Raw genomic sequence first — 25,461 nt, forward strand, 5'->3', positions numbered from 1 at the left:
CTTAACGATTGCGGGCAAAAATGATGTTAGCAAACGCCCTATTCTGAAGATTAGTTGAGAATAATACGGTCCAAGCTCCAAAGCATAAAGATGCTAAGGAGCACAAACACCACAAACCCTAAAAGTACCAGATGCGGTAGGGGGTAATACCAAACTCCAGCTGTAGCAGCAGTCGAGAGTTTTCGATAGGTACGGTGCCCTTATGTAGGCAGTAGGGATCTCCCGCAAAGCCTAGTCCGGCAGCACCGGTAACCACCTGAACGCGATCGCGGCCATAGGTTTGAACTAGAGTTTCGTCATCGATCGCTGCGCAGCGCTGACCTAAGCTCTGGTGGCTAAATTTTCTCGTGCGATGAGTACCCTCCATATAGACGTGGGGGCCTTCGCCCTCGCCCACCTCAGTAAGGTAAAAGAAAAATTTGATTGTTTTAAAGTCGTTGATATCGCAATGGTAAACCCGCGCCGTTTTGATTTTGTCGGTCAGGGTATTAGGAGCCGGAAATCCCCATGCTAGCTCGCCCCGGAGATACACCGCTGGGTGATTGAGGTACTCACTCGCGATCGCCAACAAGTAAGGATCATGCTTGATTTTTTGATAAGCCCAGCACGATTCATGGCGGTCCAAATAGCCAGCCACCAACAGCGGCGCGCCTAGTTCTTGCGCTGTTTTATCCCTGTTTTGAATGTAAAACGGCTGGGATGGATTGCGATTGGCATAGCAGGGTGTCGTCTTGGCAAAGGTTAACAACCCCTGCAGAATGCTGGGCTGTAGCGAAAATCCAACATAGTAGCCATTGGTGCGAATCAGTTGCGCCACCTGGCCTGGGCTCATTAGGGGACAGGCCCCCTCCGCATCGTGAATTACTGTCGCATCAAGCACCGCTGGAGGAAGATATTCGCCGCGACGGGCAACCCACTCTCGGATTGCGATAAATCGAGCTAGCCAACTCATTACCAAAAACTTAGGGTCGCCCCGGAAGAGCCGCAGAATATTTTCTACTTTCTTGATCGAGCGCTGCACTAACCTGCCGGCAAAAGTTTCCGACAGAAACGGAACGCAAGGAAAATGAGTAAGCATGTTTTTTTAAGTCAAAGAAATACTATGCGCAACGATTCCCAGGAATAAACACAGCTCCTAAAGCAGCTTACAAAAGACGCTAGAGTTGTCTCTAGGGAGATGTACGAATCCCTAGAACAATAAGACTGCATTAGTCTAAAAAAGTGTCGAGGCACCGCAAATCAACCGATGATAAAAGCAGATTTAGCATCAAGCTAACACCGCAATATCACGTACTTAACGGCCTAAAAAAACACAGGTATTTTTCCAGCCTGCGCAACTTCATCAGCGTTTTATTCTGGAGGAATCAACTTGGCTTAGTTAATCGTGCAGTAATCTTTAATAATCCAGGGAACACTTAAAGCATAGCCAGTGTTGAACATTGATACCGATCTGACCGATTTGGACAGAGCTGTAATACGAATCTTCTACTGCGTGTGCTCATACTTATATTAGCTAAGCCGTGGGCAATAACCTGCGATCGCGTGAAAAGGCTTCTCAAACCATCCTCAATTCGTAAGAAATTGATAAAGTTCAAACAAACAAATTCAGCTTTACGGTATTAAGTAGCTGGTAATCGAAGCTAACTCCAAACAGCTTATCGAGCGTAACATTGTGGTTGTTTGCGTCAAGTGGGCCAGACCCCTCACCGGCCTAGACGCGGTTTTTGGTAGCGACTTATACTTCCAAAAACCTTCTTAGAGTTAGGAAACAGCGTTTTATTGACTAGGATTTGAGGGCTGAGCTCCGCCCTCGACGGGGCTAACATCTAGCACCACTGGAGGGCGTGGGGCAGGAGCGCGATCGCCTGTCCCGCCGCTGTTTGATGCTGGCGCAGGCGGTGACTCAGGCAGAATATAAACCGCCTCAACCTGATCGTTGGGACGAGGGGTGGCCACAAAGCGATCTTCTTCAATTAGATAAGTGACTACCTCGGCCCGCAGTGTGTTGCCCTTCTGAGTCACGACGACATTGCCGCTGAGCACAATGCGATCCTCATTGCTGAAATAGTCGGCCTGGGCCGACGTAGCCTGGATGCCGCGAGTTGGGTAATCGATCTGCACATTGCCCCGAGCGGTAATGATGCCCGTGGCTGCATTGGCCTCTTGAATATCTGAGCGCAGGGTAATGGTGCCGCCATCCTGGGCCTGGGCTGGTGCCCCTCCCAACGGAGCCAAGTCACCTCCATCTAGGGCTACTGAGGCCCCAGCCACCGCTGCTACTATCCAAACCCAGCGAGACCTACACGCCATAGCCCAATACCCAATCCTGTTCCGGTTCAATGCTTCCATAGCCCCCCAATCTTACTGCATCCCCCTTCTTCTCTTGCCATTCCTGGTCCACTCCCCCCGCCGTCCACCCGATCGCCTCTAGAGGAGCATTCCCTACATCCCCCTACCCTCCTCATCGCCCCTCACTCCTCACGCTATCCTCAAAACACCCCCACCCAGCGCCGCCATGCTCACCGCCCCACCAACTACCCGCCCCCTCCAGTTCGCCAGCGACAACTACTCCGGCATCTGTCCCGAAGCTCTAGACTATCTGCTGCAAGCTAATCAGGGAGATGTGCCTGCCTATGGCGACGACGAATGGACTCAGAAGGCTTCGGATGCCTTTCGCAATGTCTTTGAAGTTGACTGCGAGGTATTCTTTGTCTTCAACGGCACGGCGGCCAACTCCTTGACCCTAGCGGCGCTGTGCCAGTCTTACCACAGCGTGATTTGCCACGAGCTGGCCCATGTCGAAACCGATGAGTGCGGCGCCCCTGAATTTGCCAGCAATGGCTCTAAGCTGCTGCTGGCCCAAGGCGACAACGGTAAGCTCGACCCCGCCGATGTGGAGCGGCTGATTACCAAGCGCACCGACATTCACTATCCCAAGCCCAAGGTGATTAGCCTCACTCAAGCTACAGAGGTAGGCACTCTCTACACCACCGACGAGATAGCGGTCCTCAGCGGTCTGGCGCGCCACCATGGGCTAAAGGTGCATATGGATGGGGCGCGCTTTGCCAATGCCCTGGTGGCCTCAGGCAAAACCCCGGCTGAGCTGACCTGGAAGGCCGGCGTTGACGTGCTGTGCTGCTGCGGCACCAAAAACGGCATGGGGATAGGCGAGGCGATTCTCTTTTTTGACCGTAGCTTGGCTGAAGACTTTGCCTACCGCTGCAAGCAGGCGGGGCAGCTGTGCTCAAAGATGCGGTTTATCTCAGCCCCCTGGTTAGGGCTGTTAGAGACGGGCGTGTGGCTGCGCAATGCCGAGCACGCCAATCGCATGGCTGCCTATCTAGAGCAACAGCTGCGACAAATTCCCGAGCTGAAGATTCTATTTCCGCGCCAGGCCAATGGGGTGTTTGTGCAAATGCCTCAGCCCCTAGTCGACGAACTTTATCGTCGGGGCTGGAAGTTTTACACCTTCATCGGCAGTGACGGTGCCCGACTGATGTGTGGCTGGAACACGACTATTGAGGCGATCGATGAGTTGGTGAGTGACATTAAGGATGCGAATCAGCCCTAAACGCCATTGAGATTGACTGACGTCAGCACTTCGGTGGTGAGGCTATTGTCGGTTAACGGCTAATGGCTTTGCCCTTGCTAAGGTTGCCCCACAGGTTGGCGTGGTCTGGTCATACTGCAAATTCCAGCTGATCGCCATCCATCATGAAAAGCTCGCGATCGCTGATGTCGAGCTCGGCCAGCACTGCATTCCACTGGGCCATGTGGGGTGTTTGGAAGTGAGCAGCGAGGGCGGCGCGATCGCGCCAGCGCTCGATGATTCGCATAACGGTTGGATCTAAAACATCGATCGAGTAGGCGTAATCAATGCAGCCGTCCTCAGCCAGACTGGCGTTGATCATGACTGCTATTGCAGGACGAATTCGCTCTAGATCGTCTTGGTGAAAGCGAACTTTTCCAGATACCAAAATCATATTCAAAGCTCTCCTGACAGGTCAGAGTGAACTCAGAGGGATAGCCCCTGCAATCGCTGGTTAGCGGCCGCCAAATCAAACCGTTCAGGGTCGAAATCGTAGCCGACTTTTTGCCAGAGAGCATCGATTTCATCAGGATCATCGCCATCGCCCAAGCGATCGATCAGGTCAACGTAGTCCCACACACCATTGCAAAACTCCGGCGGGCACTGGCGCTCTCCAGCAGTGCAGTGGGGCAGGGGATGGTCGAGGGGGGCGATCGCCTTTAGCGTAACTTTGTGCAGCCAACCCTGGGCAGGGGCATAGTTGTAGATCAATGCCTCGCCGGGCTGGGTGAGCAGGGTAGAGAGAGCACGATCTTCCCCAGCCTGCAAATCCTTGCCCTGGCCCTTAAACACGTAGTCAGCTTCCCCTGACCACCCCACTGCCGCCGCCAACACTCGGTGAAGCTCAGATAGGGAGGCATCACCCCGCACAGCGATCTGCCGCCAAATATAGGGGTCGCTGTCCAGCAGTTCCACATGCAGATGGTAGGTTTCAGTAGTCAGGTCAGGTTCCATGGTGTCCATTGGTTTCTTTGCCGCCCTCGACTCGATACTCTGTCCCCGGCCACGCGGCCTGAATCTCCTCAGCCTGGTGGTGGGCGGCGAAGTGCTCCCAGGTAATGCCGTTGACATCCACCTCGGCGGTAAATGCCTGGGCTTCGTCATCTTCCCAGCCCAGGTGGCGTAGCTGCCCTGGCGCTACCTCAGGGGCATGGCGAATGGAGAGATTCAGCGTCTCCGTGCGCCACAAGGCATAGGTGCCCTCAATTACCAGCGCTGGGCGGCATCCCAAACGGGCAGAGTAATCTGCCACAGAGGCAGCGATATCGTTGGATGAGAGCGCTAGGTGGAGCTTTTTCATCGCGGTCTTTTCTGACGGTCTCTCGTCAAACCTGTAAACTAGGGTCAACCTTACCACGATGATTTCTAAACCCATCCATGACTCACGCCACCGATATTCACACCCTGGCCCGCTGGATGGCGGCAGACTTTAGCAACCAGCAGCAAGCTTTCGAAAACCCGCCGCTGTTTGCTCACATTCGCGTCTGTATGCGCCCCCTGCCCACCGAAACCCTAGGTGGCCTAGGATTTTACATTGAGCAGGCCTACGACTTTATGATCCAGCAGCCCTACCGCGCCCGAGGCATGAAGCTCAGCGCCCAAGGCGACCACATTATGATTGAGAACTACACCCTCAAGGACGGCGAAGCCTTCTACGGAGCCTCTCGTAATCTGGAGCAGCTCTCAAAGCTCACCGCCGACCACTTTGAGAAAACCCCCGGCTGCGACATGATCGTCCACTGGACAGGCCACAGCTTTAAAGGAGCGGTTCAACCCGGCAAAGCCTGTATGGTCGAGCGCAACGGCAAGACCACTTATTTAGATAGCGAGTTTGAAATCGACGCCGACCAGTTCGTCAGCTGGGACCGAGGCCGCGACCCAGAGACCCATGAGCACCTGTGGGGGTCGCTGGCAGGGCCGTTTGAGTTTAAGCGCCGGGCGAGCTTTGCCGATGAAGTGAAGGGGTAACGAGGGAAGTTTTGAGTTTTGAGTTCTTAGTTTTGAGTTTTTGCGGTAGAGCATCAATTCAACACTCAAAATTCAACATTCAAAACTTTCCTTCACTCCCCCGCTCCATCACCCCCACTTGCTCCCCCGCCGCCACTGATCGCTATGATGGGGAACATCGCACCAGTGCAGCATTAGGAGTCAAGGACGTGGAGTCCAAATATATCCCCGCAGACATCGAGAAGAAGTGGCAGCAGGCTTGGGCCGAGCAGGGGCTAGATCGGGCGATCGAGAACCCCGATCAGCCTAAGTTCTATGCGCTGTCAATGTTTCCGTACCCGTCGGGGAACCTGCACATGGGCCATGTGCGCAACTACACCATCACCGATGTGGTGGCGCGGGTGCGGCGGATGCAGGGCTACCGAGTGCTGCACCCCATGGGTTGGGATGCTTTTGGTTTACCGGCGGAAAATGCGGCGATCGATCGCGGCGTTCACCCCGCCCAGTGGACCTACCAAAACATTGACCAGATGCGGGCGCAGCTGCAAGAACTCGGCCTCTCCTACGACTGGGAACGCGAGGTAGCGACCTGTGCTCCCGATTACTACCGCTGGACCCAGTGGATTTTCATCCAAATGCTGCAAATGGGGCTGGCCTACCAGAAAGAGGCGGCGGTCAACTGGGACCCCATCGACCAGACGGTGCTGGCCAACGAGCAGGTGGATAGCGAGGGGAAGTCGTGGCGATCGGGGGCGAGCGTCGAGAAAAAGCTGCTGCGTCAGTGGTTCCTCAAAATTACCGACTACGCTGAAGAGCTGCTGCAAGACCTGGATAAACTGCCCGGCTGGCCCGAGCGGGTACGCACCATGCAGGCCAACTGGATTGGCAAATCGACCGGCGCACGGGTGGTTTTCAAAACTGAGTCGGGAGAGGCGCTGCCGGTGTTTACCACCCGACCCGATACCCTGTGGGGCGCAACCTTCATGGTGCTGTCGCCCGAGCATCCCCTAGTGGAGAAGCTGATTGCGCCCGATCGCGTCGCGGCCATAGACGACTACCGCAAGGCCGCTGCCGCCAAGAGCGAGATCGATCGCACCGCCGAAGACCGCGAAAAAACTGGTGTGTGGACCGGCAGCTATGCCGTGAACCCCGTCAACGAGGCCAGAATTCCGATCTGGATTGCTGACTACGTACTGATGGGTTACGGCACTGGGGCAATTATGGCGGTGCCCGCCCACGACCAGCGCGACTTTGAGTTTGCCCGCAAGTTTGGCCTGCCTGTCAAGGTCGTAGTGCAGCCAGTGGGGGAATCTCTCGACGGCGACACCATGACCGCCGCCTGGGCCGGAGAAGGCGTGATGATCAACTCTGGGCCGCTCAATGACATTCCGGCGGGTAAAGGGGAGGCTGAAAGCGTCCCAGCCGCCATTCACTGGCTGGAAACCAACGATAAAGGCCACGGTGAGGCCAACTACCGCCTGCGCGACTGGTTGATTTCTCGCCAGCGCTACTGGGGTGTTCCCATCCCCGTGGTGCACTGCCCCGAGTGCGGCATTGTGTCCGTGCCCGACGAACAGTTGCCGGTGACGCTGCCTGAGGATGTGGAATTTTCGGGGCGGGGAGCCTCTCCCCTGGCGCAGCTAGAGCACTGGGTGAATGTGCCCTGCCCCACCTGCAATCGCCCCGCCCAGCGCGAAACCGACACCATGGACACCTTCATCGACTCGTCCTGGTATTTTTTGCGCTACACCGATGCTCAGAACCCTGAGTCGGCCTTTGCCCAGGCCCAGGCCAACGGCTGGATGCCGGTGGATCAGTATGTAGGCGGCATTGAGCACGCCATTTTGCACCTGCTGTATTCACGGTTTATTACCAAAGTGCTGCGCGATCGCGGCCTGCTCGCCTGCGATGAACCCTTTGAACGGCTGCTAACCCAGGGCATGGTGCAAAACACCACCTACAAAAACCCCAAAACCGGCAAGTACGTCGCCCCAGAGGACGTCGCTGATCCTACAAACCCTGTGGACCCCGACACGGGGGATGCTCTGGAGGTGTTCTACGAAAAGATGTCGAAGTCGAAGTACAACGGCGTCGACCCCAAATCGGTGCTGGCCAAGTACGGGGCCGATACCGCCCGCATGTTCATTCTCTTCAAAGCACCCCCCGAAAAAGACCTGGAGTGGGACGATGCCGACGTAGAGGGGCAGTTCCGATTTCTCAACCGCGTCTGGCGTCTAGTCATCGAATACATCGCCACTGTAGGGGCGAACGGTGGTTCGCCCGCCGGGGAGGTGGCCGCCGCTGATCTCTCCAAAGATGAGAAAACCCTGCGCCGTGCCATCCACACCGCCATTCAGGCAATCACCGAAGACATCGACGGCGACTACCAGTTCAACACCGCCGTGTCGGAGCTAATGAAGCTCAGCAACGCGCTCACCGATTCTGCCGCTAAGGATTCCCCGGTCTATGCCGAGGGCGTGCGCGCCCTGGTGCTGCTGCTGGCCCCCTTTGCCCCCCATATGGCCGACGAACTGTGGCACCAGTTGGGCAATACCGACTCAGTTCACCGCGCTCCCTGGCCCGTGTTTGACCCCGCTGCCCTAGTGGTAGATGAGATCACGTTGGTCATCCAGATTATGGGCAAAACGCGCGGCACTCTAGAGGTGCCTGCCGACTCCGACAAAGCCGCCCTGGAGCGGTACGCCCGCGAGTCGGAAGCGGCCCAGCGCTACCTGGAAGGCAAGGAAATCAAGAAGGTGATCGTGGTGCCGGGCAAGCTGGTGAACTTCGTGGTGGGGGGGTAGAGGATACCTCTAGGGTAATTACACGGTTATGGAGAGGGCATAGGGTGTAGGGTTCAAGGTTCTACCTTAGACCTTGAACCCTAGTTCTTAAACATCCCAACGCACCGGCCTTCATAGAGCTTGATAAACCTATGCCCATGCTCCGCCTAAAACTTCCCCACCACCCTGTTCCTAACGCCCCGCCCGAACTGATCATCGAGGCGGGCAGAAGTGAAGCGCAATACTTTCGCGACCTGTGACGCGGTGGTGCCCGCTAGCGTGATGATTGTTGGCTTTGTGAACTTTTTAACCTCAGGCCTGATTCTGCTGGAGCTGATGGCTTGGTATCAGCAGGTGCCCTCGGGACAGGTGGTGACGCTGCCTGTGTTTATGGCGATCGCCTTTGCAGTAGCCATTGGGGCAGGCCTGCGGCTAGCGGGCCTCAATGGGCAGTACCGCGATTTTCGCTACGTAGTACCGTTTTTGGTGCAGTTTGGCCTTGATCTATCGCCGGTGGGTTTCAGCAGCGCCATCATTCCTAATCACTGGCGGTTGCTCTATTTCTCAAATCTATGGCAGGCATAATCCGTGGCGTTCGCTGGATCATTATAGGTGTCGGTTTATCGCTGTACTGGCCGGGCTTTTTGCTGTCGCTGGTGCTGGTGCTGCTGGTCACCGGAATGCTAAATTTCCGCCGTGGGAAGCATACCTTTGCTGACGTTATATAAACCCATGCAACTTTCATAAAGCCTAGGGGCACAATGAGCACAATGGCGGATGCGCCAGCTAGGTGAACTGCCCCCGTTCCACAGCCCCCTCAATGTCAGACTCAGTTATTCAAGTCGAAAATCTCGGCAAAAAGTATGTTCTTGGCCAGCAGCAGGGCAACTCTCGTTACGTAGCCCTACGCGACGTAGTTGCCGATGGGGTCAAGTCTTTCAGTCGTCGTCTACGCTATCCTCTTAAGCACAAAATTAAACCTCAACACGATGAGTTTTGGGCGCTAAAGGATGTTTCCTTTGAAGTGAACCAGGGCGAGGTTGTGGGCATTATTGGCCGCAATGGGGCGGGCAAGTCAACACTGCTTAAAATTCTCAGCCGTATCACCGAGCCCACTAAAGGGCGAGTTCGTCTGCGAGGCCGGGTGGCCAGTTTGCTAGAGGTGGGCACCGGGTTTCATCCCGAGCTAACCGGGCGAGAGAATATCTTTCTCAACGGTGCAATTTTAGGTATGAGCCGGGCCGAGATTAACCGCAGATTTGATGAAATTGTTGAGTTTGCTGAAGTCTCTCGGTTTTTAGACACGCCAGTCAAGCGGTATTCCAGCGGTATGTATGTGCGGTTGGCCTTTGCCGTTGCTGCTCACCTAGAACCTGAGATCTTAGTGGTCGATGAAGTGCTGGCGGTAGGCGATGCCGCTTTTCAAAAGAAGTGCCTCGGCAAGATGGGTGATGTGGCCAAGCAAGAGGGCAGAACCGTTCTTTTTGTTAGCCACAACATGACCGCAGTGGAGTCACTATGCCAAACGGCCCTGATGCTAAGCGACGGGCAAGTGTCGTTTCGGGGCAATGCCCGCACTGCGATCGCTAAATACGTATCTGAAACCAATCTTGTTACCTCTGGCCATGTTGATCTATCTACCCGCTTGACGGAACGGTATGGCCCAAAGCAATATGCAACACTAAAAAGCTTCAGCCTTCTAGATATTGACGGTCACTGTGTAACCACCCTTCAGATGGGACAACCGGTCAGCTTCAGAGTTGCGATTGATTTCAAGGTGTCAAGCGATAGCTACGAGATTGGCATTGCCATTTGTAACCTGCACGGCGTTAGACTGCACTACCTGATTTCTAATTGGGAAAACAATTTGAATGTGGCCATTCCAGGCTGTCACACAGTTGAGGCTTTCGTACCAGCTATTCACCTATTTCCAGGAGAATATTCTGTCAATGTCTGGGTGAAAAAACAGGGAGAAGCTTACGACGATGCCGTCCATGAGGCTACAGGATTTACTGTTCAAGAGTCTCAAATCACCAACCAATACGCTTACTTCGAAAGGTATTCCACCAATACACAGGTTTATACCCCTAGTCGGTGGCAAATTTCTCAAGATGATAACTTAGGCAAAACCATTTTTGCCAAAACAGAACAGTAAAACCAAAGACTCGCTACATTCAAACTATTTACCATGAAAATTACTGAAGATACATCCATTTTGGTGACTGGCGGCACCGGCTCCTTTGGCAAAAAGTTTGTTGACACCATTCTCAAAAAATTTCCTAGTATTAAACGGCTCGTCATCTACTCAAGAGATGAGCTAAAGCAGTTCGAGATGGCCCAAGTATTTCCACCATCGAAATATCCCGGCATTCGATACTTTATTGGCGATGTGAGAGATCAGCAGCGGCTAATTCGTGCCTTTGAGCGAATTGATATTGTCATCCACGCGGCAGCCCTAAAACAAGTGCCCACTGCCGAATACAACCCGATGGAGTGCATCAGAACTAATGTTTTAGGTGCTGAAAATGTAATTGAGGCATCCCTTAGTACCCAAGTTAAGAAGGTTGTTGCCCTCTCCACCGACAAAGCGGCAGCTCCCATTAATCTCTATGGAGCGACTAAACTTTGCTCCGACAAACTATTCATCGCTGCTAATAACATTAAGGGCATACGCGAGCTTAGTTTCTCCGTTGTTCGCTACGGTAATGTGATGGGCTCTCGGGGGTCGGTTATTCCTTTCTTTCTAGATAAACGCAAGGAGGGTGTTTTGCCGATCACAGACCCCACCATGACCCGATTTAACATTTCCCTTGAAGAGGGGGTTGACATGGTGCTTTGGGCAATTAAGCACGGTTGGGGAGGAGAAATTTTTGTGCCGCGCATTCCGTCTTATCTGATTACTGATGTGGCCAAGGCCATTGGTCCTGACTGTGATTACCCAGTTGTAGGCATTAGGCCAGGCGAAAAAATCCACGAAGAGATGATTACGACTTCAGACTCTTACACCACCGTAGATCTTGGCCATTACTATGCTATTTTGCCGATTCAGGGGGCGTACTCAATCGAAGAGTACTGCAAGAAAATGGATGCTAAGCCTGTAGAACCAGGATTTAGCTACAACTCGGGGCAAAATGAAAAGTTTCTCAGTGTTGAGGAGCTACAAAACCTCATCAAATCGCATGTTGACCCTCACTTTTCTGTTTGATCAATGGCCCCTTTTATCCCCTACGGTCGGCAGAGCATTAGCCAGTCAGATATTGATGCCGTGGTTGCGGTGTTGAAGTCTGACTGGCTGACCCAAGGACCTGCGATCGCCCAGTTTGAGCAGGCTGTAGCTGACTACTGCGGCGTCAACTACGCTGTGGCTGTCTCTAGCGCTACCGCCGCGCTCCACATTGCCTGCCTGGCCGCTGAACTCAGCCCCAACACTGCGCTTTGGACATCGCCCAATACCTTTGTGGCCTCGGCCAACTGTGGTTTGTACTGCGGGGCCACGGTCGATTTTGTGGATATCGATGCTAAGACCTACAACCTCGACGTTGCCCTACTGCAGCAGAAATTGATCCAAGCGCAGCAAGACAATACACCGCCTAAGGTTGTCGTACCTGTGCATTTTGCGGGGCAATCGTGCGATATGGCGGCGATCGCACCCCTGGCCCAAGAGTACGGCTTCACCGTGATTGAAGATGCCTCCCATGCTATCGGCGGGCAGTATCGGTGCAAGCCCGTGGGCTGTTGCGAGTTTTCGGACATGGCGGTGTTTAGCTTTCACCCAGTCAAAATTATCACCACTGGAGAGGGCGGCATGGTGCTGACTAACCAAAAGCCACTCTACGACAAGCTGGTGCGTCTGCGCAGCCATGGCATTACCCGTGCCCCCGAACATATGGAGGGTGAAAGCCACGGCCCCTGGTATTACCAGCAGCTAGAGCTGGGGTTTAACTACAGAATGACTGATATTCAAGCAGCTTTGGGAACCAGCCAAATGCAGCGGCTGCCGGCCTTTGTGCAGCGTCGTCGAATGCTGGCCGATCGCTACTTCGAACTCTTGCAGGGTTTGCCAATCATGCTGCCCGTTCAACATTTGGATGCGGCCTCTAGCTGGCACCTCTTTGTGATTCGGCTCATGCTCGATACTCTCCAGTTGAGCCATCGGCAGGTGTTTGAAACCCTGCGAGACAAGGGTATTGGGGTAAACCTGCACTACATTCCTGTGCATACTCAGCCCTACTACCAAAGCCTTGGCTTTCAGCCGGGCGATTTTCCGGAGGCGGAGCAGTACTACCGTGAGGCCATCAGTCTACCTCTGCACTACGAGATGGGCTTAGACGAGCAAGATTACGTCGTCGATTGTTTGCGAGCGTGCTTAACATGACAATCACAATTATCGTGCAGGCCCGCATGACCTCGACGCGACTGCCCGGCAAGGTGCTCAAACCCGTGCTGGGTAAACCGTTGCTGACGTACCAAATCGAACGGCTCAAGCGGGTAAAGGCCGCCGACAGCATTGTGATTGCCACCACTGAAAACAGTGCTGATGACCCAATCGTTGAGCTGTGCCAAGCCCTAGCGGTTGACTATTTTAGGGGCTCTGAGCAGGATGTGTTGTCGCGCTACTACCGGGCCGCCCAGACCGCCCAAGCCGATGTTGTGGTGCGTGTAACCTCAGACTGTCCGTTGATTGATCCAGAGGTTATCGATGAGGTTATACAGGTTTATATAGCTCAGCGCGATCGCTACGACTATGTCTCCAACTCGCTTCGGCGCAGTTACCCACGGGGGCTAGATACTGAAGTATTCTCAGCCCAAGCACTAGAGCAGGCTCACCGCGAGGCCATTGCACAGCCCGACCGCGAGCATGTTACTCCGTTTATTTACAACCATCCCAATCGCTATGCGATCGGTCAAGTGACCACTGCTCAAGATCTCAGCCGTCACCGCTGGACGGTGGATACCCCCGAAGATTTCGAACTGATCAAACGCATGCTGGAAGCGCTGTATCCCCAGGTACCAAACTTCACCCTACAAGACTGCCTAGACTTGCTCAGTCAGCACCCCGACTGGACTGTCATCAACAGCCATGTTGAGCAAAAGGCCTACGGACAATAGCCCATGCACCTTCTTTTTCGAGCGGATGCCTCAACTCAGATAGGAACAGGTCACGTGATGCGCTGCTTGGCCCTGGCTCAAGCCTGTTTGGCTGAGGGCGGGCAGGCCTATTTTTTGATGGGCAGCGAGGGGGCTAGTCTGGCGCAGCGGGTTCTAGATGAGGGGGCGCAGGTCAGCTATTTGTCAGCTCAGGGCGGGAGCGAGGGTGATGCTCAACAGGCGATCGCGCTGGCTAAAACATGTCAGGCCGATTGGGTGGTGGTGGATGGTTACCATTTTGGGGCTGAGTACCAAAAATGGCTAAAGGATGCGGGGCTAAAGGTGCTTGCGATCGACGACTATGGTCATGCGTCGCACTACTGGGCCGATGCAGTGCTAAACCAAAATATTACTGCCGATGCAGCGCTTTACCCCAGTCGAGAGTCTCACACGCAGTTACTTTTGGGTACTCGCTACGCACTGCTCAGAAAAGAGTTTTGGCCCTGGCGCACCTGGCAGCGACAGATACCATCTATAGCCTCTAAGGTGTTGGTTACCTTAGGTGGTTCTGATCCAGACAATGTAACTCTGCTAGTTATTCAGGCGTTGCAAAAAGCCCAGATTGAGGGCTTGGAGGTTGTTATTATAGTAGGAGGTAGTAACCCCTACTATGAGCAACTTGATCAGGCAATAAAAAGCTCAGAAGTTTCAATTATCCTGAAGCAAAATGTGACAAACATGCCTGAGCTAATGGCTTGGGCCGATCTAGCGATCACTGCGGGAGGAAGTACTTGTTGGGAAACTGCATTTATGGGGCTACCAAGTATAGCGATTACATTGGCAGAAAACCAAACTGCAATTGTGAAAAGCCTCTCTGATTTAAGTGTCGTCATCGGTATTGGCTCTCATAAAGATTTTGCGATCGACTCTCTCGCTCATTGTTTACAAAAGTGCCTCAAGCAGCAGGAATTGCGCTCAAGTCTGTCGAAAACATCCAGTAGCTTAGTAGATGGGTACGGCTCCGATCGACTGATAATGACTCTGCAAAACAACCCTATCAGGTTTAGGCCTGTTGTTAAAGAGGATTGTTCGTTGCTTTGGCATTGGGCCAATGATTCAGTAACGAGAGCTGCTTCATTCTCGTCAGAACCTATTTCTTGGTACGAGCATATTCAATGGTTCGATACCAAGATTAAATCTGAAAGTTGTAGAATGGATATTGCTCTAGATAATCGAGATCGGCCTGTAGGCCTAATTCGATATGACATTGATTTCAAAAATGAAGCCGTAGCTTCAATCACTATTGCCAGTCAACATAGAGGAAAGGGTTATGCCTTTCCAATCATTGAAAAAACCTCCGAAAAAATATTGAGTGAATCAAAGTTGCGTCAAATAAACGCATACATTAAACGCGATAATCTGGCATCCATTAAGGCTTTCTTGAAGGCAGGATTTAAGCAAATTGACATGCCGTCTTCAAGGCTTGACGGCAATGAACCAAATGTAATCCATTTAGCAAAACAAAATTACAGCTTTTAATTTATCGATTTTATGAAGACAATAAATATTTGCAATTATAGATTGGATAATGCTGCCCAGCCATTTATTATTGCCGAGATGTCGGGCAACCATAATCAGTCGTTGGATCGTGCTCTAGAAATTGTGGATGCGGCAGCCAAAGCAGGGGCACATGGTTTGAAGATCCAGACCTACACTGCTGATACCATGACTCTCGATATCAAAGAGAGGGAATTCTTTATTGAAGATCCTAATAGCCTTTGGAAAGGCAGTTCGCTTTACAGCTTGTACCAGCAGGCTTACACCCCTTGGGAATGGCATAAACCCATCTTCGATCGCTGCAAAGAGCACGGCATGGTGGGCTTTAGCAGCCCCTTCGATGCCACTGCCGTCGATTTTCTCGAAACCCTTGACGTGCCTTGCTACAAAATTGCCTCGTTTGAAAATACCGACCTGCCGCTGATTCGCAAAGTGGCTAGCACCGGCAAACCCATGATTATCTCTACAGGCATGGCCACCATTGCCGAACTTGATGAGGCTGTGCGCGCTGCCCGCGCTGCCGGGTGCCAAGATTTAGTGCTGCTCAAGTGCACCAGCACCTACCCGGCTAGCCCCGCCAACGCCAACATTATGACCATTCCCCACCTGCGGGATTTGTTTAACGTGCAGGTGGGCCTATCAGATCACACCCTGGGCATTGGCGTTGCCGTTGCCAGTGTTGCCCTGGGGGCCACTCTGATCGAAAAACACTTCACCCTTAGCCGGGCCGATGGCGGAGTAGACTCAGCGTTTTCCATGGAACCGGACGAACTGCACCAACTGGTCGTTGAAAGTGAGCGGGCCTGGCAATCGCTGGGTCATGTGAGCTATGGGGCCACGAAAGATGAAGAAAAATCGGTAAGATTTAGGCGCAGCCTGTATGTGGGGCAACCTATGGAAGCAGGTGAGGTATTCACCGCCGATAGCCTGCGGATCATTCGGCCTGGGTTTGGTTTGGCCCCAAAATACTACGAGGACTTAATCGGCAAACCCATCAAAAAAGCCACCCCAGCGGGTACTCCTGTTACCTGGGATTTGATTTTGTAAACCAGCGGTTTTTGAGCGGATATTTATGGGCTACCCCCCCGACCTAGAGCAGCAGATCAAACGCATTAACGCCTTTGAGAAAAAATACTCAGCTCCAGAAGCTTATCAGTGCTATGGCTTGGGGAAATGGCTCAAGCGCGATCTGGATTTGCCCGAGGGTATTCCCCTGCATATTCATATGGATCATGGCGTTCGCATTAGCGAGGCGACGACCAACTGTGATCTGCTGACCACTGAGCCTATCTTTTTCACCAGTGCCGCCCAGCGGGATGAGTACGTTAGGCAGACTGGTAAACGCGCCTACGTTAGCGGCTCGCCCTTTGTTGCCTGCCGCACCCTCAACCAAATTGAACCAGACGCCGATGCCAGGGGCACCGTCGCCTTTCCAGTGCATTCCACCCACTTAATTGACGTGGTGATCGACTGGGAAAAGTACGCCGACGACTTGCTGAGCTTACCTGCCAAGTATCAGCCTGTCACCGTGTGCTTGTACTGGAAAGATCTGCTGGCTGGGCGGCACACCTCATTTCTAGAGCGCGATATGGCCGTGGTTACTACCGGGCACATGGCCGACCCAGACTTCGCCACTACTTTTTATGCCACTTTGCGGCGGCACCGCTACTGCACCAGCAACATGGTGGGGTCTTACACTTTCTATGCGGTCGAGATGGGGATTCCATTCTTTATCCACGGCATGCCGCCAGTGTTCAACAATCACGGCCACGACCACAACCGACCGACCGGCACCTACACCGTTGATAACCTGACAGACGATCGCGAAAAGCGCGATTTCCTTGAATTTCAACGCCTGTTTGAGCTGGATGTGAATGCAGAGGTGACAATTAGCGATCGCACCCGTGCATTGTGCTTGAGCAAGTTGGGTATTGGCCAAGCCGACAGCAAAGCTACGCTGCGGCGGGTCGTCTACCAAGCCTGGGCTAGCCACTTGGCCCGGTGGCCCATCAACAAAGCCAGTGGCGCTGCGAAAAAACTGCGGCGGTTAGCCCAGCCGACCAAATCACGGCTTACTCAGGCTCTCACCGGCAATATCCGCCAGCTTGAGGGGGTTAACATTCCCGCCAGCGAGATGATTTCGCCGCTCATTCGGCAGACCATCAACTCCGGCGTTTACGAATTTGGCGAGATCAGCCTGCTGAAAAAGTACTTAGAAAAGCACGACACGGTAATGGAAATTGGCGGCGGCATTGGCTTTTTGTCGGCCTACTGCGCCAAAAAAGTCGGCGACCATCGCGTCTTCACCTACGAGGCCAATCCAGTACTGAAGGAGGCCATCCAAACGCTGCATGCCAAAAATCGGGTTTGCCCAACGGTGGCGATCGCCATGGTGGCTAACACCGAAGACACCAGCAAAACTGAAAAATTTTATGTCACCGACGATTTCTGGAGTTCGTCGCCAGTACAGCCTCTCACCGAGGTTGTGGATCGGGTAATTGAGGTGCCGGTCAGATCCTTCAGGCAAGAGCTGGAAAAGAATCAGCCCACTCTCCTGGTGGTCGATATTGAGGGTGGCGAATACGACCTGTTTGCCCAGGCAACCCTTGACACTGTGCGCAAGCTCATCATCGAGGTACACGCCGTGCTGGGACCAGACAAGCTAGCAGCACTAAAGGCAAACCTGACAGGCTTAGGCTTTAGCCTGGTTGAGGCAATTCCCAACTGCGACGACCAGGTTTGGTATTTGCAGCGATCGCCCCTTTAGGTCATCACCATGATATCGGTCATTATTCCTACTCTGAACCGCGCCGATAGTCTAGCTCTGGCGCTTGAGTCGCTGACTCGGCAACAGGCTCCAAATACCGACTTTGAGGTTTTAGTAGTAGATAATGGCTCTACCGACCACACCAAAGCGATCGCCGAAAGCTTTGTAGATCAGCTGCCCTCGGTCCAACTACGCTACATTTTTGAGCCTGAGCCGGGGCTGTTGTCGGGGCGGCACCGGGGTGCCCAGGAGGCCAAGGGCGATATTCTCTCGTTTCTAGATGATGACGTAGAGCTTGACCCAGGCTGGTTAGCGGCTATTCAAAATGCCTTTGCCGATGCGACAGTTCATCTGGTGGGCGGGCGCAATCTGCCTCGCTACGAGAGCACACCGCCCCCCTGGCTCCAGTACTTTTGGCAAAAATGTCCCGGTGGGCAGCTCTGCACCGAGTTAAGTCTGCTCGACTTGGGCGACAAGAGCCACTCTATCGATGCCAACTACGTTTGGGGGCTAAACTTCTCGATTCGCAAACGTACATTGTTTGAGCTGAGCGGATTCCATCCCGACTGCATTCCCAAACGGTTGCAGCACCTTCAGGGCGATGGCGAGACGGGCCTAACCTGCCAGGCTAACCAAAAAGGCTACAAAGCCCTCTACGCCCCCAATGCCCTGCTGCACCACGTAGTGCCCGCTGCCCGCCTGACGCCTGAGTATTTTGAATCGCGCTACTTTTACCAGGGGGTGTGCGATTCCTACACAGCTATTCGCGATCGCTATCGCAGCCAAGATGCTGGAGCAAACGCCACCGAACAAGCCCAACAGTTAAATCACTACCTCGGTAAGGTCAAAGGAAAATTGGCCAGTTTGGCTAAGGGTAGCGCCGAGTACCGAACGATTCGGCAACGCTGCAAAGTGGCTTACCAAGCAGGGTTGCAGTTCCATCAACAGCAGGTGGCGCAGCAGCCAGACCTTTTAGCTTGGGTTCTAAAGGAAGACTATTGGGACTACAAACTGCCCGATATCGTTGTTGCACCCCACGCCGTTCAGCCCTTACCTCTGTCTACCCCACCTACTATGGCTCCCACCATGCTGAGTCAGCTTAAATCTACCCTATCTGCCCCCCTGGCTAAGGTTATGCAGTCTACTGCCGCCGAGGCGGAAGCACTCGGTAGCAAGTGCGCCCAAATGCAGCTCTGGCTTCAGTATCGGCAACTGCGGCACCAGCCCAATAGGTTACCCAGCTTTAGCGACACAGGTTTCAAGGTCTATTCCCAGGCTGATGAAGACGGGCTGCTGCTGTATATCTTTGCCTTAGTTGGCACCACGAACAAATACTGCATTGATATCGCTGCTGGGCACCCTGTTGGGGCTAACAGCACCAATCTGATTGTTAACTGGGGCTGGCATGGGTTGCTGATCGAGGGCAACCCAGATCTGGTAGCGGCCTCGCGACAGTTTTATGCGCAAAATCCTAACACTTTTATCTATCCTCCGCAGGCTGTCAATGCCTGGGTAACGGCTGAGAGCATCAATCAGCTAATTGCCCAGCAAGGGTTTACAGGCGAAATTGACTTGCTTTCTTTAGACATTGACGGCATCGACTACTGGCTGCTCGACTGCCTAGAGGTGGTCAAACCTAGGGTAATAATGGTTGAGTATCAGGATATTTTGGGCGGCGATCGCGCCCTGACAGTACCCTACAAGGCCGACTTCAACCGCTTCGACACCCACCCCGATTTCTATGGCGCTTCCCTGCCCGCCTTTGTCAAGCTGGCTTCAGCTAAAGGCTATCGGCTAGTGGGCTGCAACCAGTACGGCTACAACGCCTTCTTTATCGCCAACGGTTTGGGCGACGACCTGCTGCCTGAGGTATCGGTGCAGTCTTGCCTCACCCACCCCAAGGTGTTGCAGGGCCAAAAAGAGCGCCTGCCAGCGGTAGAAAAGCTGCCCTGGGTCGAGGTGTAGCCCTATCTGTTGATTTAGTTAAACAGGCTACCCGATCGCAACCATCCTGGGCAGACTAAAACTAGCAGGCCGCTTTGCCACTTCAGCAGGCGCTGCCTCCTTCTGTCCTTTACCCAAAGGCTCTGCCCCCATGCCATCATTCCCTACCGCCACCGCCGCTCAGCTCTCCCCCGTGCAGCAAATTGTCCACAACAGCGAAATGCTGGCGCTGATTCTCTCTCACCGTTTTGCCGAGCCGGGCATTCACTTCTTTACGCCCAACGAGCTATCGCAGCAGCTCGCCTACATGAAGTACGACGCAGGCAAAACCATTCCGGCCCACGTCCACAACCCTGTGCACCGCGACGTGTTCCACACCCAGGAGGTGCTATTCATCAAAAAGGGTAAGCTGCGGGTCGATTTCTACAGCCAACAGCAGGAGTACCTGGAGAGCCGCGTGCTGGAAGGCGGCGACGTGCTCTTACTGGTGACGGGTGGCCACGGCTTTGAAGTGCTGGAAGACCTAGAGATGGTCGAGGTCAAGCAAGGCCCCTACATGGGCGATCAGGACAAAACTCGATTTTCTGGGATATCGTCTAGCCAGGCCACCATCGCAGGCTAGGCAACACCATGGCATTTATTCCTGTTAACGAGCCCGCCCTTAACGGCAACGAAAAAAAGTACTTGCTGGAATGCCTGGACACCGGCTGGATTTCGTCGGAAGGCCCCTTTGTCGATCGCTTTGAGACCGAGTTTGCCCAGCGGGTGAGTCGCCAGCACGGCGTGGCCGTGGCCAACGGCTCTGCTGCCCTCGATGTCGCGGTGGTCGCCCTGGGTCTGGGGCCAGGTGACGAGGTGATTTTACCCACGTTTACGATTATTTCCTGCGCGGCAGCGATCGTTCGCGCTGGAGCCAAGCCTGTCGTCGTCGATGCCGACCCTATCACCTGGAACATGAATGTGGGTCAGCTGGAGGCCTGCATCACCCCACAGACCCGGGCAATTATGGTGGTGCACATCTACGGCCTGCCAGTGGATATGGAGCCGCTGCTGGCGATCGCCCAGCGCCACCACCTAGCCATCATTGAAGATGCCGCCGAAATGCACGGCCAGACCTATCGGGGGCGGCCCTGCGGTAGCTTTGGCGACCTCAGCACCTTTAGCTTTTACGCCAACAAGCACATCACCACGGGCGAAGGCGGCATGGTGCTCACCGACAATGGGGGGCTGGCAGAACGCGTGCGATCGCTGCGTAACCTGTGCTTTCAACCTCAGCAGCGCTTTGTCCACGAAGAACTGGGCTGGAACTTTCGCCTGGGCAACCTGCAAGCGGCCCTGGGAGTAGCCCAATTAGAACAGCTAGACGGCTTTATTGCGCGCAAGCGAGAGATGGGGCGGCGCTACACCGAAGGATTGGCGGGGATAGCGGGGCTACAACTGCCGCTAGCCACTACCGACTACGCCGAGAATGTCTACTGGGTTTACGGCCTGGTGCTCGATGACGGGGTGCCTTTCGATGCGATCGAGGCCATGCAGCGCCTTAAGGCTAAGGGCATTGGCACCCGCCCCTTTTTCTGGCCCATGCACGAGCAGCCTGTATTCCACAATATGGGGCTATTTGAAGGCGAAAAGCACCCCGTAGCCGAACGCATTGCCCGACGCGGCTTCTACCTGCCCAGCGGCCTGGCCCTCACCGACGGGCAAATCGACCAAGTAATTAGCGCTGTGCGAGAGGTGATGATGTGAGCGTATTTAATGCCTATGCTCAGTACTACGATTTGCTGTACCAGGACAAAGACTACGCCCAAGAGGCCGGTTTTATTCATCAATTGATTGAGACCCACGCCCCAGCGGCTCAGCATTTGCTGGAGTTGGGCAGCGGCACCGGTCGCCATGCCGAATATTTAGCTGAACGGGGCTACCAGGTCACTGGGGTCGAGCGCAGCGAGGAGATGCTGGCCCGCTGCGGGCAACGGCAGACCGGACAGTCTAGCCAAATCGCCCAGCGGCTCAAATTCCTCCAGTGCGATCTGCGAGAAGTGCGGCTGGAGCAAACTTTTGACTGCGTGCTGTCGTTGTTTCACGTGATCAGCTACCAGACCAGCAACGCTGATTTGGCGGCGGCCTTTACCACCGTAACCCAGCACCTCAAGCCGGGCGGGGTGTTTATTTTTGATGTGTGGTACGGGCCTGCGGTGCTGCAAGACCAGCCCCAGGTGCGGGTCAAGCGCCTGCAAAACGAGACCCTGGCCATTACCCGCATAGCTGAACCAGTGCTGCACCCTAACGACAACATTGTGGATGTGAACTATCACGTTTTGCTTCAGCGGTTGGGCAGCGACACCTGGCAAGAGCTGCGTGAACTGCACCGCATGCGCTACCTGTTCAAGCCCGAGCTAGAGCTACTACTCCAACAGGCGGGGATGGATCTGGTGACCTGCGGTGAGTGGATGAGCGATCGCCCTGCTGGTCTAGATACCTGGGGCGTCTACTTTGTCGCCGTGAAGTTATGAAAGTTGCCCTACCCGTCTCCGCTGCGTTTCCGTCGGATGGGGGTGGATACACTTTTGAGTCAGAAATCGTGGCGGCTCTGCTCGATCTCGCGCCGGAGACTCGCCACGAAATCACGATTTTTAGCGCCACGGCGAGCGGTGAACCGGCGGCAGCTGCACACCCCAACCTCACCATTGTTCATCCGCCCAGCCAGCTGATGACGGGGGCGGTGCGCGGCGTGCTGCGGCGGGGCATGGGGTTAGCCCACAGGGGTCACCCAAAGCTCAGCTCTCAGGCCGACAAGCTCCAGGCTGCTTTTGTCCGAAACTTCATTGCCAAAAACCACTTTGACTTTAGTTGGGTGCTGGCCCCTGCTGCCCTTATCCAGTGCCCCAAGTACCATACCCCCTACGCCCTGACTATCTGGGATTTGCAGCATCGGCTTCAGCCCTACTTCCCCGAGGTCAGCCAGGGTCGAGAATGGGGCAAGCGGGAGCAGTTCTATGCCGACAACCTGAAGCGGGCCACCTACATAGTCACCGGCACCGAGCGGGGCAAGGTTGAGATCGAGCGCTTTTATCAGATTGCGCCCGAACGCATTCGGGTGATTCCGTTTCCGACGCCGAGGCTAGGGGATGCTATTGCCAATCAAACATCCACGAAAGAGGAATTCTTGGCTCAGCACGGTTTACCCAGTCAATACTTCTTTTACCCAGCCCAGTTCTGGCCCCACAAAAATCACTACACGCTGCTGAAGGCGTTCAAAGCCCTGGTCGATGAGCATGCTATTGATATATCCCTAGTATTGACAGGGTCTGATAAGGGCAATGCGGACTATATCAAGCAGCTAATCCACGATTTAGTTCTCACTACCAGGGTTCACATCCTAGGGTTTGTCTCAAGGTCAGATCTGGCTAATCTGTATAAGCACGCCCTGGCGCTGGTGTTTCCCACCCACTTTGGGCCAGATAACCTGCCGCCGCTGGAGGCGTTTTCCCTGGGCTGTCCGGTGATTGCCTCCCAGGTGCCGGGGGCGGCAGAACAGCTAGGCGATGCAGCTTTGCTGGTCGACCAACGGGATGCGGCCCAGATGGCCCAAGCGATGAAATCCGTCTGCGAAGACGAAGCCCTGCGCCATGACCTGATTCAAAAGGGCTTGACGAGGGCAAAAAGTTGGCAACCCCAAGACTATGCGAAGCGGCTGATCGCGCTTTTGGATGAGTTTGAGAGCATTCGCTACTGCTGGCCCAACAGCACTAGCCACCCTGGTAATACCTAGTGTTCTTATGGATGACAAGGCCTACATTCTAATTCCGGTGCACAACCGCAGGGCAATTACCCTGAGCTGTTTGCAGAATCTCGATCGCAACGGCGACCTGACACGCCATCGGGTAGTTGTAATCGACGACGGCTCCACCGATGGTACCGGAGCAGCGATCGCCGCCAATTTCCCCACCGTAACTGTGCTGGCGGGCGACGGCAACCTGTGGTGGACGGGGGCGATTCGCTTGGGAATGGAGTATGCGATCGCCCAGGGCGCAAACTATATTATCTGGCTCAACGACGACTGCCGCCTCGCCCCCGGCACCTTGAATGGATTTGTGCAGTTTTGCAGCGATCATCCTAGCGCTATCGTTGGGGCCCAGGGGTTTGAGCAGGATGACCGCGATCGCCTCTCCTTTGGCGGCAAGCGCAAGACCTGGCAGGGCTACCGCTTTTTGTCGCTGCCCCCCGGTCAAACGGTACCCTGCGACCTGCTTAGCGGCAATTTGGTCTGCATACTAAGGGCTGTAGTGGATGCAATCGGCTATCCCGATGTGGTTGTCAGCCCTCACTATGGCGGTGACTCGCTGTACCTACTGCGCGCCCAAAAGGCCGGATTTCAGCTCTTTGTCGATAGCCGCTATCCAGTCTTTAACCAGGCCGCCGAGGCGCGGCTCTGCCCCGCCGACTGGCTAATGGCCCCTGGCGACCCTTGGCAGCTGGTGCGGCTGGCCCTTAACCCCTACTCGGGGCTAAGCTGGCGACTGTGGTGGCGGCTCAACTGGTTAGCCTACGGACCTTGGGGAATGGTGATGTTCCTCAAAAAATACCTCTCCATTCTCCCCATTACCCTGCTGCGGCTGCTGCCCGTCGCTACCCGCCAGCGGCTGTTTCGGCCGGGACAGGTTTCCTCCAACCAGCCCACATGAGGGACTATCCATGGCTAAATTACCTACCCTGAGTGTGGTCATCACCTGCTACCGCGAAGGCGACCTGCTGCTGGAGGCAGTGGAAAGCGTGCGCCAGCAGACCCAGCCGCCCCTAGAGATTGTCATTGTCAACGATGCCTCGCCGAGCGATCGCACCAATCAGATTTGTCGCCAGCTAGAGGCTGAGCCGGATATTACTTTAGTGTGGCAGACCGTCAACGGCGGTCCCTCAGTGGCGCGCAACGCTGGGTTCACCGCTGCCCAGGGGGAGATCCTGGTGCCCCTCGATGCCGATGACCTGCTGCCTGTCGACGCCCTAAGCCACATTCAACAGGCGTTTTTAGATCATCCCGACGCCGGGTTTATCTACGGCAGCTATCTGTGCCAGCGCCATCCTGGCGACACCCGCGTGGTCAAAGCAGAGCCCATCTCACTGAATTCTCTGCTGCGGGCCAGGCGATTTTCGCTCAGCACCAACTGGACGCTAATTGGCACCGCTCCGTTGCGTAAATCGCTGTGGGAGGCGGTGGGCCACAGCGACCCACAACTCGGTGCCGAAGACTTGCACGACCTGGAGTTTTGGGTACGGGCCATGGCCTTGCCATGCGGCTATTACGGCACCCCAGCAGTGATTTACATCTGGCGTAAATACCTGGGTAGCAACAGCCGCAAAGTTAGCCCGATGTCGTGGTATCGCGTGGCCCAAAAGCACTTTGAGGTCTATCGCCAAAATGGGTTGGAATACCGAGCCCACGAACTGCTGCTGCTGGGCAGTAAGTGGAGTAATCAAGTGGAGGAAATTCGCCGTCATCGTCGTGCTCTGCTCACCTGTGTTACTCACGGAAACTTTCAGCTCTCGTCGCTGATGGCTCTGACAATACCCGCTGCTTTATTTCAGCCCATGGCTCAACTGGCGAAGCGATTTCGCTGAGACTTATAGCAAACCTCTGAGAGACTTGTGCCAAACCTCCGATCCCAGACCTGTTTGAATATTCTCCTTTTGTAGAAGCACGGTAGGTTCTGTGTATACAAAGGCCGCGCATAAAAGCGGAATATACGCACAACTACTCCGTCAATAATTCAGTAGTTTTACAGTAGAAA

The 25,461-nt window shown here is 54.5% G+C and carries 22 protein-coding genes and 1 pseudogene; 18 read left to right on the plus strand and 5 right to left on the minus strand.

Going from position 1 to position 25,461, the window contains the following annotated elements; all coding sequences use genetic code 11:
• Window positions 1-118: 118 nt before the first annotated feature.
• Together H6F75_RS05610 and H6F75_RS05615 are read right to left on the minus strand one after the other, a co-directional pair.
• Window positions 119-1,021, minus strand: a complete 903-nt coding sequence (locus H6F75_RS05610) for a hypothetical protein (RefSeq protein WP_190750059.1) — start codon at window positions 1,019-1,021, stop codon at window positions 119-121.
• Between the two features lie 755 nt (window positions 1,022-1,776).
• Window positions 1,777-2,310, minus strand: coding sequence for an LptA/OstA family protein (locus H6F75_RS05615; RefSeq protein WP_190750061.1), 534 nt, complete (start codon window positions 2,308-2,310; stop codon window positions 1,777-1,779).
• Window positions 2,311-2,515: 205 nt separating this feature from the next.
• Between H6F75_RS05615 and H6F75_RS05620 the strand changes: the two genes are divergently transcribed.
• On the plus strand, window positions 2,516-3,571 hold the full coding sequence (locus tag H6F75_RS05620) for a low specificity L-threonine aldolase (RefSeq protein WP_190750063.1): 1,056 nt from the start codon (window positions 2,516-2,518) through the stop codon (window positions 3,569-3,571).
• A gap of 109 nt (window positions 3,572-3,680) precedes the next feature.
• On the opposite strand, the gene H6F75_RS05625 is transcribed toward H6F75_RS05620, so the two are convergent.
• The 3 genes from H6F75_RS05625 to H6F75_RS05635 are packed head-to-tail and all read right to left on the minus strand — an operon-like array spanning window position 3,681 to window position 4,889.
• Window positions 3,681-3,983 (minus strand): putative quinol monooxygenase, encoded by a 303-nt coding sequence (locus tag H6F75_RS05625; protein WP_190750065.1) that lies wholly within the window; start codon window positions 3,981-3,983, stop codon window positions 3,681-3,683.
• Window positions 3,984-4,015: 32 nt separating this feature from the next.
• A complete protein-coding gene (locus H6F75_RS05630; RefSeq protein ID WP_190750067.1) occupies window positions 4,016-4,552 on the minus strand; it encodes a plasmid pRiA4b ORF-3 family protein in 537 nt (178 codons plus the stop codon).
• Entirely contained in the window at window positions 4,533-4,889 is a 357-nt protein-coding gene (locus H6F75_RS05635) for a hypothetical protein (protein ID WP_190750069.1), read from the minus strand. Before H6F75_RS05635 ends, H6F75_RS05630 begins: the two co-directional genes overlap by 20 nt.
• Window positions 4,890-4,966: 77 nt before the next feature.
• Here H6F75_RS05635 and H6F75_RS05640 point away from each other — a divergent pair, with 77 nt between their 5' ends.
• From H6F75_RS05640 to H6F75_RS05725, 17 genes and pseudogenes are all read left to right on the plus strand, one after another.
• Window positions 4,967-5,557, plus strand: coding sequence for a chromophore lyase CpcT/CpeT (locus H6F75_RS05640; protein WP_190750071.1), 591 nt, complete (start codon window positions 4,967-4,969; stop codon window positions 5,555-5,557).
• A gap of 188 nt (window positions 5,558-5,745) precedes the next feature.
• On the plus strand, window positions 5,746-8,340 hold the full coding sequence (gene leuS, locus H6F75_RS05645) for a leucine--tRNA ligase (RefSeq protein WP_190750073.1): 2,595 nt from the start codon (window positions 5,746-5,748) through the stop codon (window positions 8,338-8,340).
• A gap of 243 nt (window positions 8,341-8,583) precedes the next feature.
• Window positions 8,584-9,047 (plus strand): annotated as a pseudogene (locus tag H6F75_RS05650) (ABC transporter permease); the annotation flags it as partial.
• 92 nt (window positions 9,048-9,139) lie between these two features.
• On the plus strand, window positions 9,140-10,474 hold the full coding sequence (locus tag H6F75_RS05660) for an ABC transporter ATP-binding protein (protein WP_190750078.1): 1,335 nt from the start codon (window positions 9,140-9,142) through the stop codon (window positions 10,472-10,474).
• Window positions 10,475-10,507: 33 nt separating this feature from the next.
• The gene (gene pseB / locus H6F75_RS05665; protein WP_190750086.1) at window positions 10,508-11,524 is read left to right on the plus strand and encodes a UDP-N-acetylglucosamine 4,6-dehydratase (inverting); all 1,017 of its coding nucleotides are present in this window, start codon (window positions 10,508-10,510) and stop codon (window positions 11,522-11,524) included.
• A 3-nt stretch (window positions 11,525-11,527) separates the two neighbouring features.
• Window positions 11,528-12,694 carry a UDP-4-amino-4,6-dideoxy-N-acetyl-beta-L-altrosamine transaminase gene (pseC, locus tag H6F75_RS05670; RefSeq protein WP_190750094.1) on the plus strand — a complete coding sequence of 389 codons (1,167 nt, stop codon included), beginning with the start codon at window positions 11,528-11,530 and terminating at the stop codon, window positions 12,692-12,694.
• Window positions 12,691-13,428 carry a glycosyltransferase family protein gene (locus H6F75_RS05675; protein WP_190750096.1) on the plus strand — a complete coding sequence of 246 codons (738 nt, stop codon included), beginning with the start codon at window positions 12,691-12,693 and terminating at the stop codon, window positions 13,426-13,428. The genes pseC and H6F75_RS05675 overlap by 4 nt, the downstream gene beginning before the upstream one ends.
• A 3-nt stretch (window positions 13,429-13,431) precedes the next feature.
• A complete protein-coding gene (gene pseG / locus H6F75_RS05680; RefSeq protein WP_190750098.1) occupies window positions 13,432-14,946 on the plus strand; it encodes a UDP-2,4-diacetamido-2,4,6-trideoxy-beta-L-altropyranose hydrolase in 1,515 nt (504 codons plus the stop codon).
• 42 nt (window positions 14,947-14,988) lie between these two features.
• Window positions 14,989-16,011, plus strand: coding sequence for a pseudaminic acid synthase (gene pseI / locus H6F75_RS05685; protein ID WP_242019719.1), 1,023 nt, complete (start codon window positions 14,989-14,991; stop codon window positions 16,009-16,011).
• A gap of 25 nt (window positions 16,012-16,036) precedes the next feature.
• Window positions 16,037-17,731, plus strand: a complete 1,695-nt coding sequence (locus H6F75_RS05690; RefSeq protein WP_190750103.1) for an FkbM family methyltransferase — start codon at window positions 16,037-16,039, stop codon at window positions 17,729-17,731.
• A gap of 9 nt (window positions 17,732-17,740) precedes the next feature.
• Entirely contained in the window at window positions 17,741-19,696 is a 1,956-nt protein-coding gene (locus H6F75_RS05695; RefSeq protein ID WP_190750105.1) for a glycosyltransferase, read from the plus strand.
• A gap of 130 nt (window positions 19,697-19,826) precedes the next feature.
• A complete protein-coding gene (locus H6F75_RS05700; protein ID WP_190750107.1) occupies window positions 19,827-20,297 on the plus strand; it encodes a hypothetical protein in 471 nt (156 codons plus the stop codon).
• Between the two features lie 8 nt (window positions 20,298-20,305).
• Window positions 20,306-21,421: a DegT/DnrJ/EryC1/StrS family aminotransferase gene (locus tag H6F75_RS05705; RefSeq protein ID WP_190750109.1), complete on the plus strand. Its 1,116-nt coding sequence runs from the start codon at window positions 20,306-20,308 to the stop codon at window positions 21,419-21,421.
• Window positions 21,418-22,188, plus strand: a complete 771-nt coding sequence (locus H6F75_RS05710; RefSeq protein ID WP_190750111.1) for a methyltransferase domain-containing protein — start codon at window positions 21,418-21,420, stop codon at window positions 22,186-22,188. The genes H6F75_RS05705 and H6F75_RS05710 overlap by 4 nt, the downstream gene beginning before the upstream one ends.
• A complete protein-coding gene (locus H6F75_RS05715) occupies window positions 22,185-23,447 on the plus strand; it encodes a glycosyltransferase family 1 protein (protein ID WP_190750113.1) in 1,263 nt (420 codons plus the stop codon). Before H6F75_RS05710 ends, H6F75_RS05715 begins: the two co-directional genes overlap by 4 nt.
• Before the next feature lie 7 nt (window positions 23,448-23,454).
• The gene (locus tag H6F75_RS05720) at window positions 23,455-24,360 is read left to right on the plus strand and encodes a glycosyltransferase family 2 protein (RefSeq protein WP_190750115.1); all 906 of its coding nucleotides are present in this window, start codon (window positions 23,455-23,457) and stop codon (window positions 24,358-24,360) included.
• Window positions 24,361-24,370: 10 nt separating this feature from the next.
• Window positions 24,371-25,291, plus strand: coding sequence for a glycosyltransferase family 2 protein (locus tag H6F75_RS05725; protein ID WP_190750117.1), 921 nt, complete (start codon window positions 24,371-24,373; stop codon window positions 25,289-25,291).
• Window positions 25,292-25,461 lie beyond the last annotated feature (170 nt).

The organism is Nodosilinea sp. FACHB-131 (genome assembly GCF_014695395.1).
Taxonomy (GTDB): domain Bacteria; phylum Cyanobacteriota; class Cyanobacteriia; order Phormidesmidales; family Phormidesmidaceae; genus Nodosilinea.

What these genes read in the sequence shown, in the direction of transcription:
- H6F75_RS05660 (WP_190750078.1), top strand. Translation starts at nt 9,140, where the DNA reads ATGTCAGACTCAGTTATTCAAGTCGAAAATCTCGGCAAAAAGTATGTT.
- H6F75_RS05725 (WP_190750117.1), top strand. Translation starts at nt 24,371, where the DNA reads ATGGCTAAATTACCTACCCTGAGTGTGGTCATCACCTGCTACCGCGAA.
- H6F75_RS05705 (WP_190750109.1), top strand. Translation starts at nt 20,306, where the DNA reads ATGGCATTTATTCCTGTTAACGAGCCCGCCCTTAACGGCAACGAAAAA.
- H6F75_RS05630 (WP_190750067.1), bottom strand. Translation starts at nt 4,552, where the DNA reads ATGGACACCATGGAACCTGACCTGACTACTGAAACCTACCATCTGCAT.
- H6F75_RS05690 (WP_190750103.1), top strand. Translation starts at nt 16,037, where the DNA reads ATGGGCTACCCCCCCGACCTAGAGCAGCAGATCAAACGCATTAACGCC.
- H6F75_RS05615 (WP_190750061.1), bottom strand. Translation starts at nt 2,310, where the DNA reads ATGGCGTGTAGGTCTCGCTGGGTTTGGATAGTAGCAGCGGTGGCTGGG.
- pseC (WP_190750094.1), top strand. Translation starts at nt 11,528, where the DNA reads ATGGCCCCTTTTATCCCCTACGGTCGGCAGAGCATTAGCCAGTCAGAT.
- H6F75_RS05700 (WP_190750107.1), top strand. Translation starts at nt 19,827, where the DNA reads ATGCCATCATTCCCTACCGCCACCGCCGCTCAGCTCTCCCCCGTGCAG.
- H6F75_RS05635 (WP_190750069.1), bottom strand. Translation starts at nt 4,889, where the DNA reads ATGAAAAAGCTCCACCTAGCGCTCTCATCCAACGATATCGCTGCCTCT.
- pseG (WP_190750098.1), top strand. Translation starts at nt 13,432, where the DNA reads ATGCACCTTCTTTTTCGAGCGGATGCCTCAACTCAGATAGGAACAGGT.
- pseB (WP_190750086.1), top strand. Translation starts at nt 10,508, where the DNA reads ATGAAAATTACTGAAGATACATCCATTTTGGTGACTGGCGGCACCGGC.
- H6F75_RS05675 (WP_190750096.1), top strand. Translation starts at nt 12,691, where the DNA reads ATGACAATCACAATTATCGTGCAGGCCCGCATGACCTCGACGCGACTG.
- H6F75_RS05715 (WP_190750113.1), top strand. Translation starts at nt 22,185, where the DNA reads ATGAAAGTTGCCCTACCCGTCTCCGCTGCGTTTCCGTCGGATGGGGGT.
- H6F75_RS05620 (WP_190750063.1), top strand. Translation starts at nt 2,516, where the DNA reads ATGCTCACCGCCCCACCAACTACCCGCCCCCTCCAGTTCGCCAGCGAC.
- H6F75_RS05695 (WP_190750105.1), top strand. Translation starts at nt 17,741, where the DNA reads ATGATATCGGTCATTATTCCTACTCTGAACCGCGCCGATAGTCTAGCT.
- H6F75_RS05640 (WP_190750071.1), top strand. Translation starts at nt 4,967, where the DNA reads ATGACTCACGCCACCGATATTCACACCCTGGCCCGCTGGATGGCGGCA.
- H6F75_RS05625 (WP_190750065.1), bottom strand. Translation starts at nt 3,983, where the DNA reads ATGATTTTGGTATCTGGAAAAGTTCGCTTTCACCAAGACGATCTAGAG.
- H6F75_RS05720 (WP_190750115.1), top strand. Translation starts at nt 23,455, where the DNA reads ATGGATGACAAGGCCTACATTCTAATTCCGGTGCACAACCGCAGGGCA.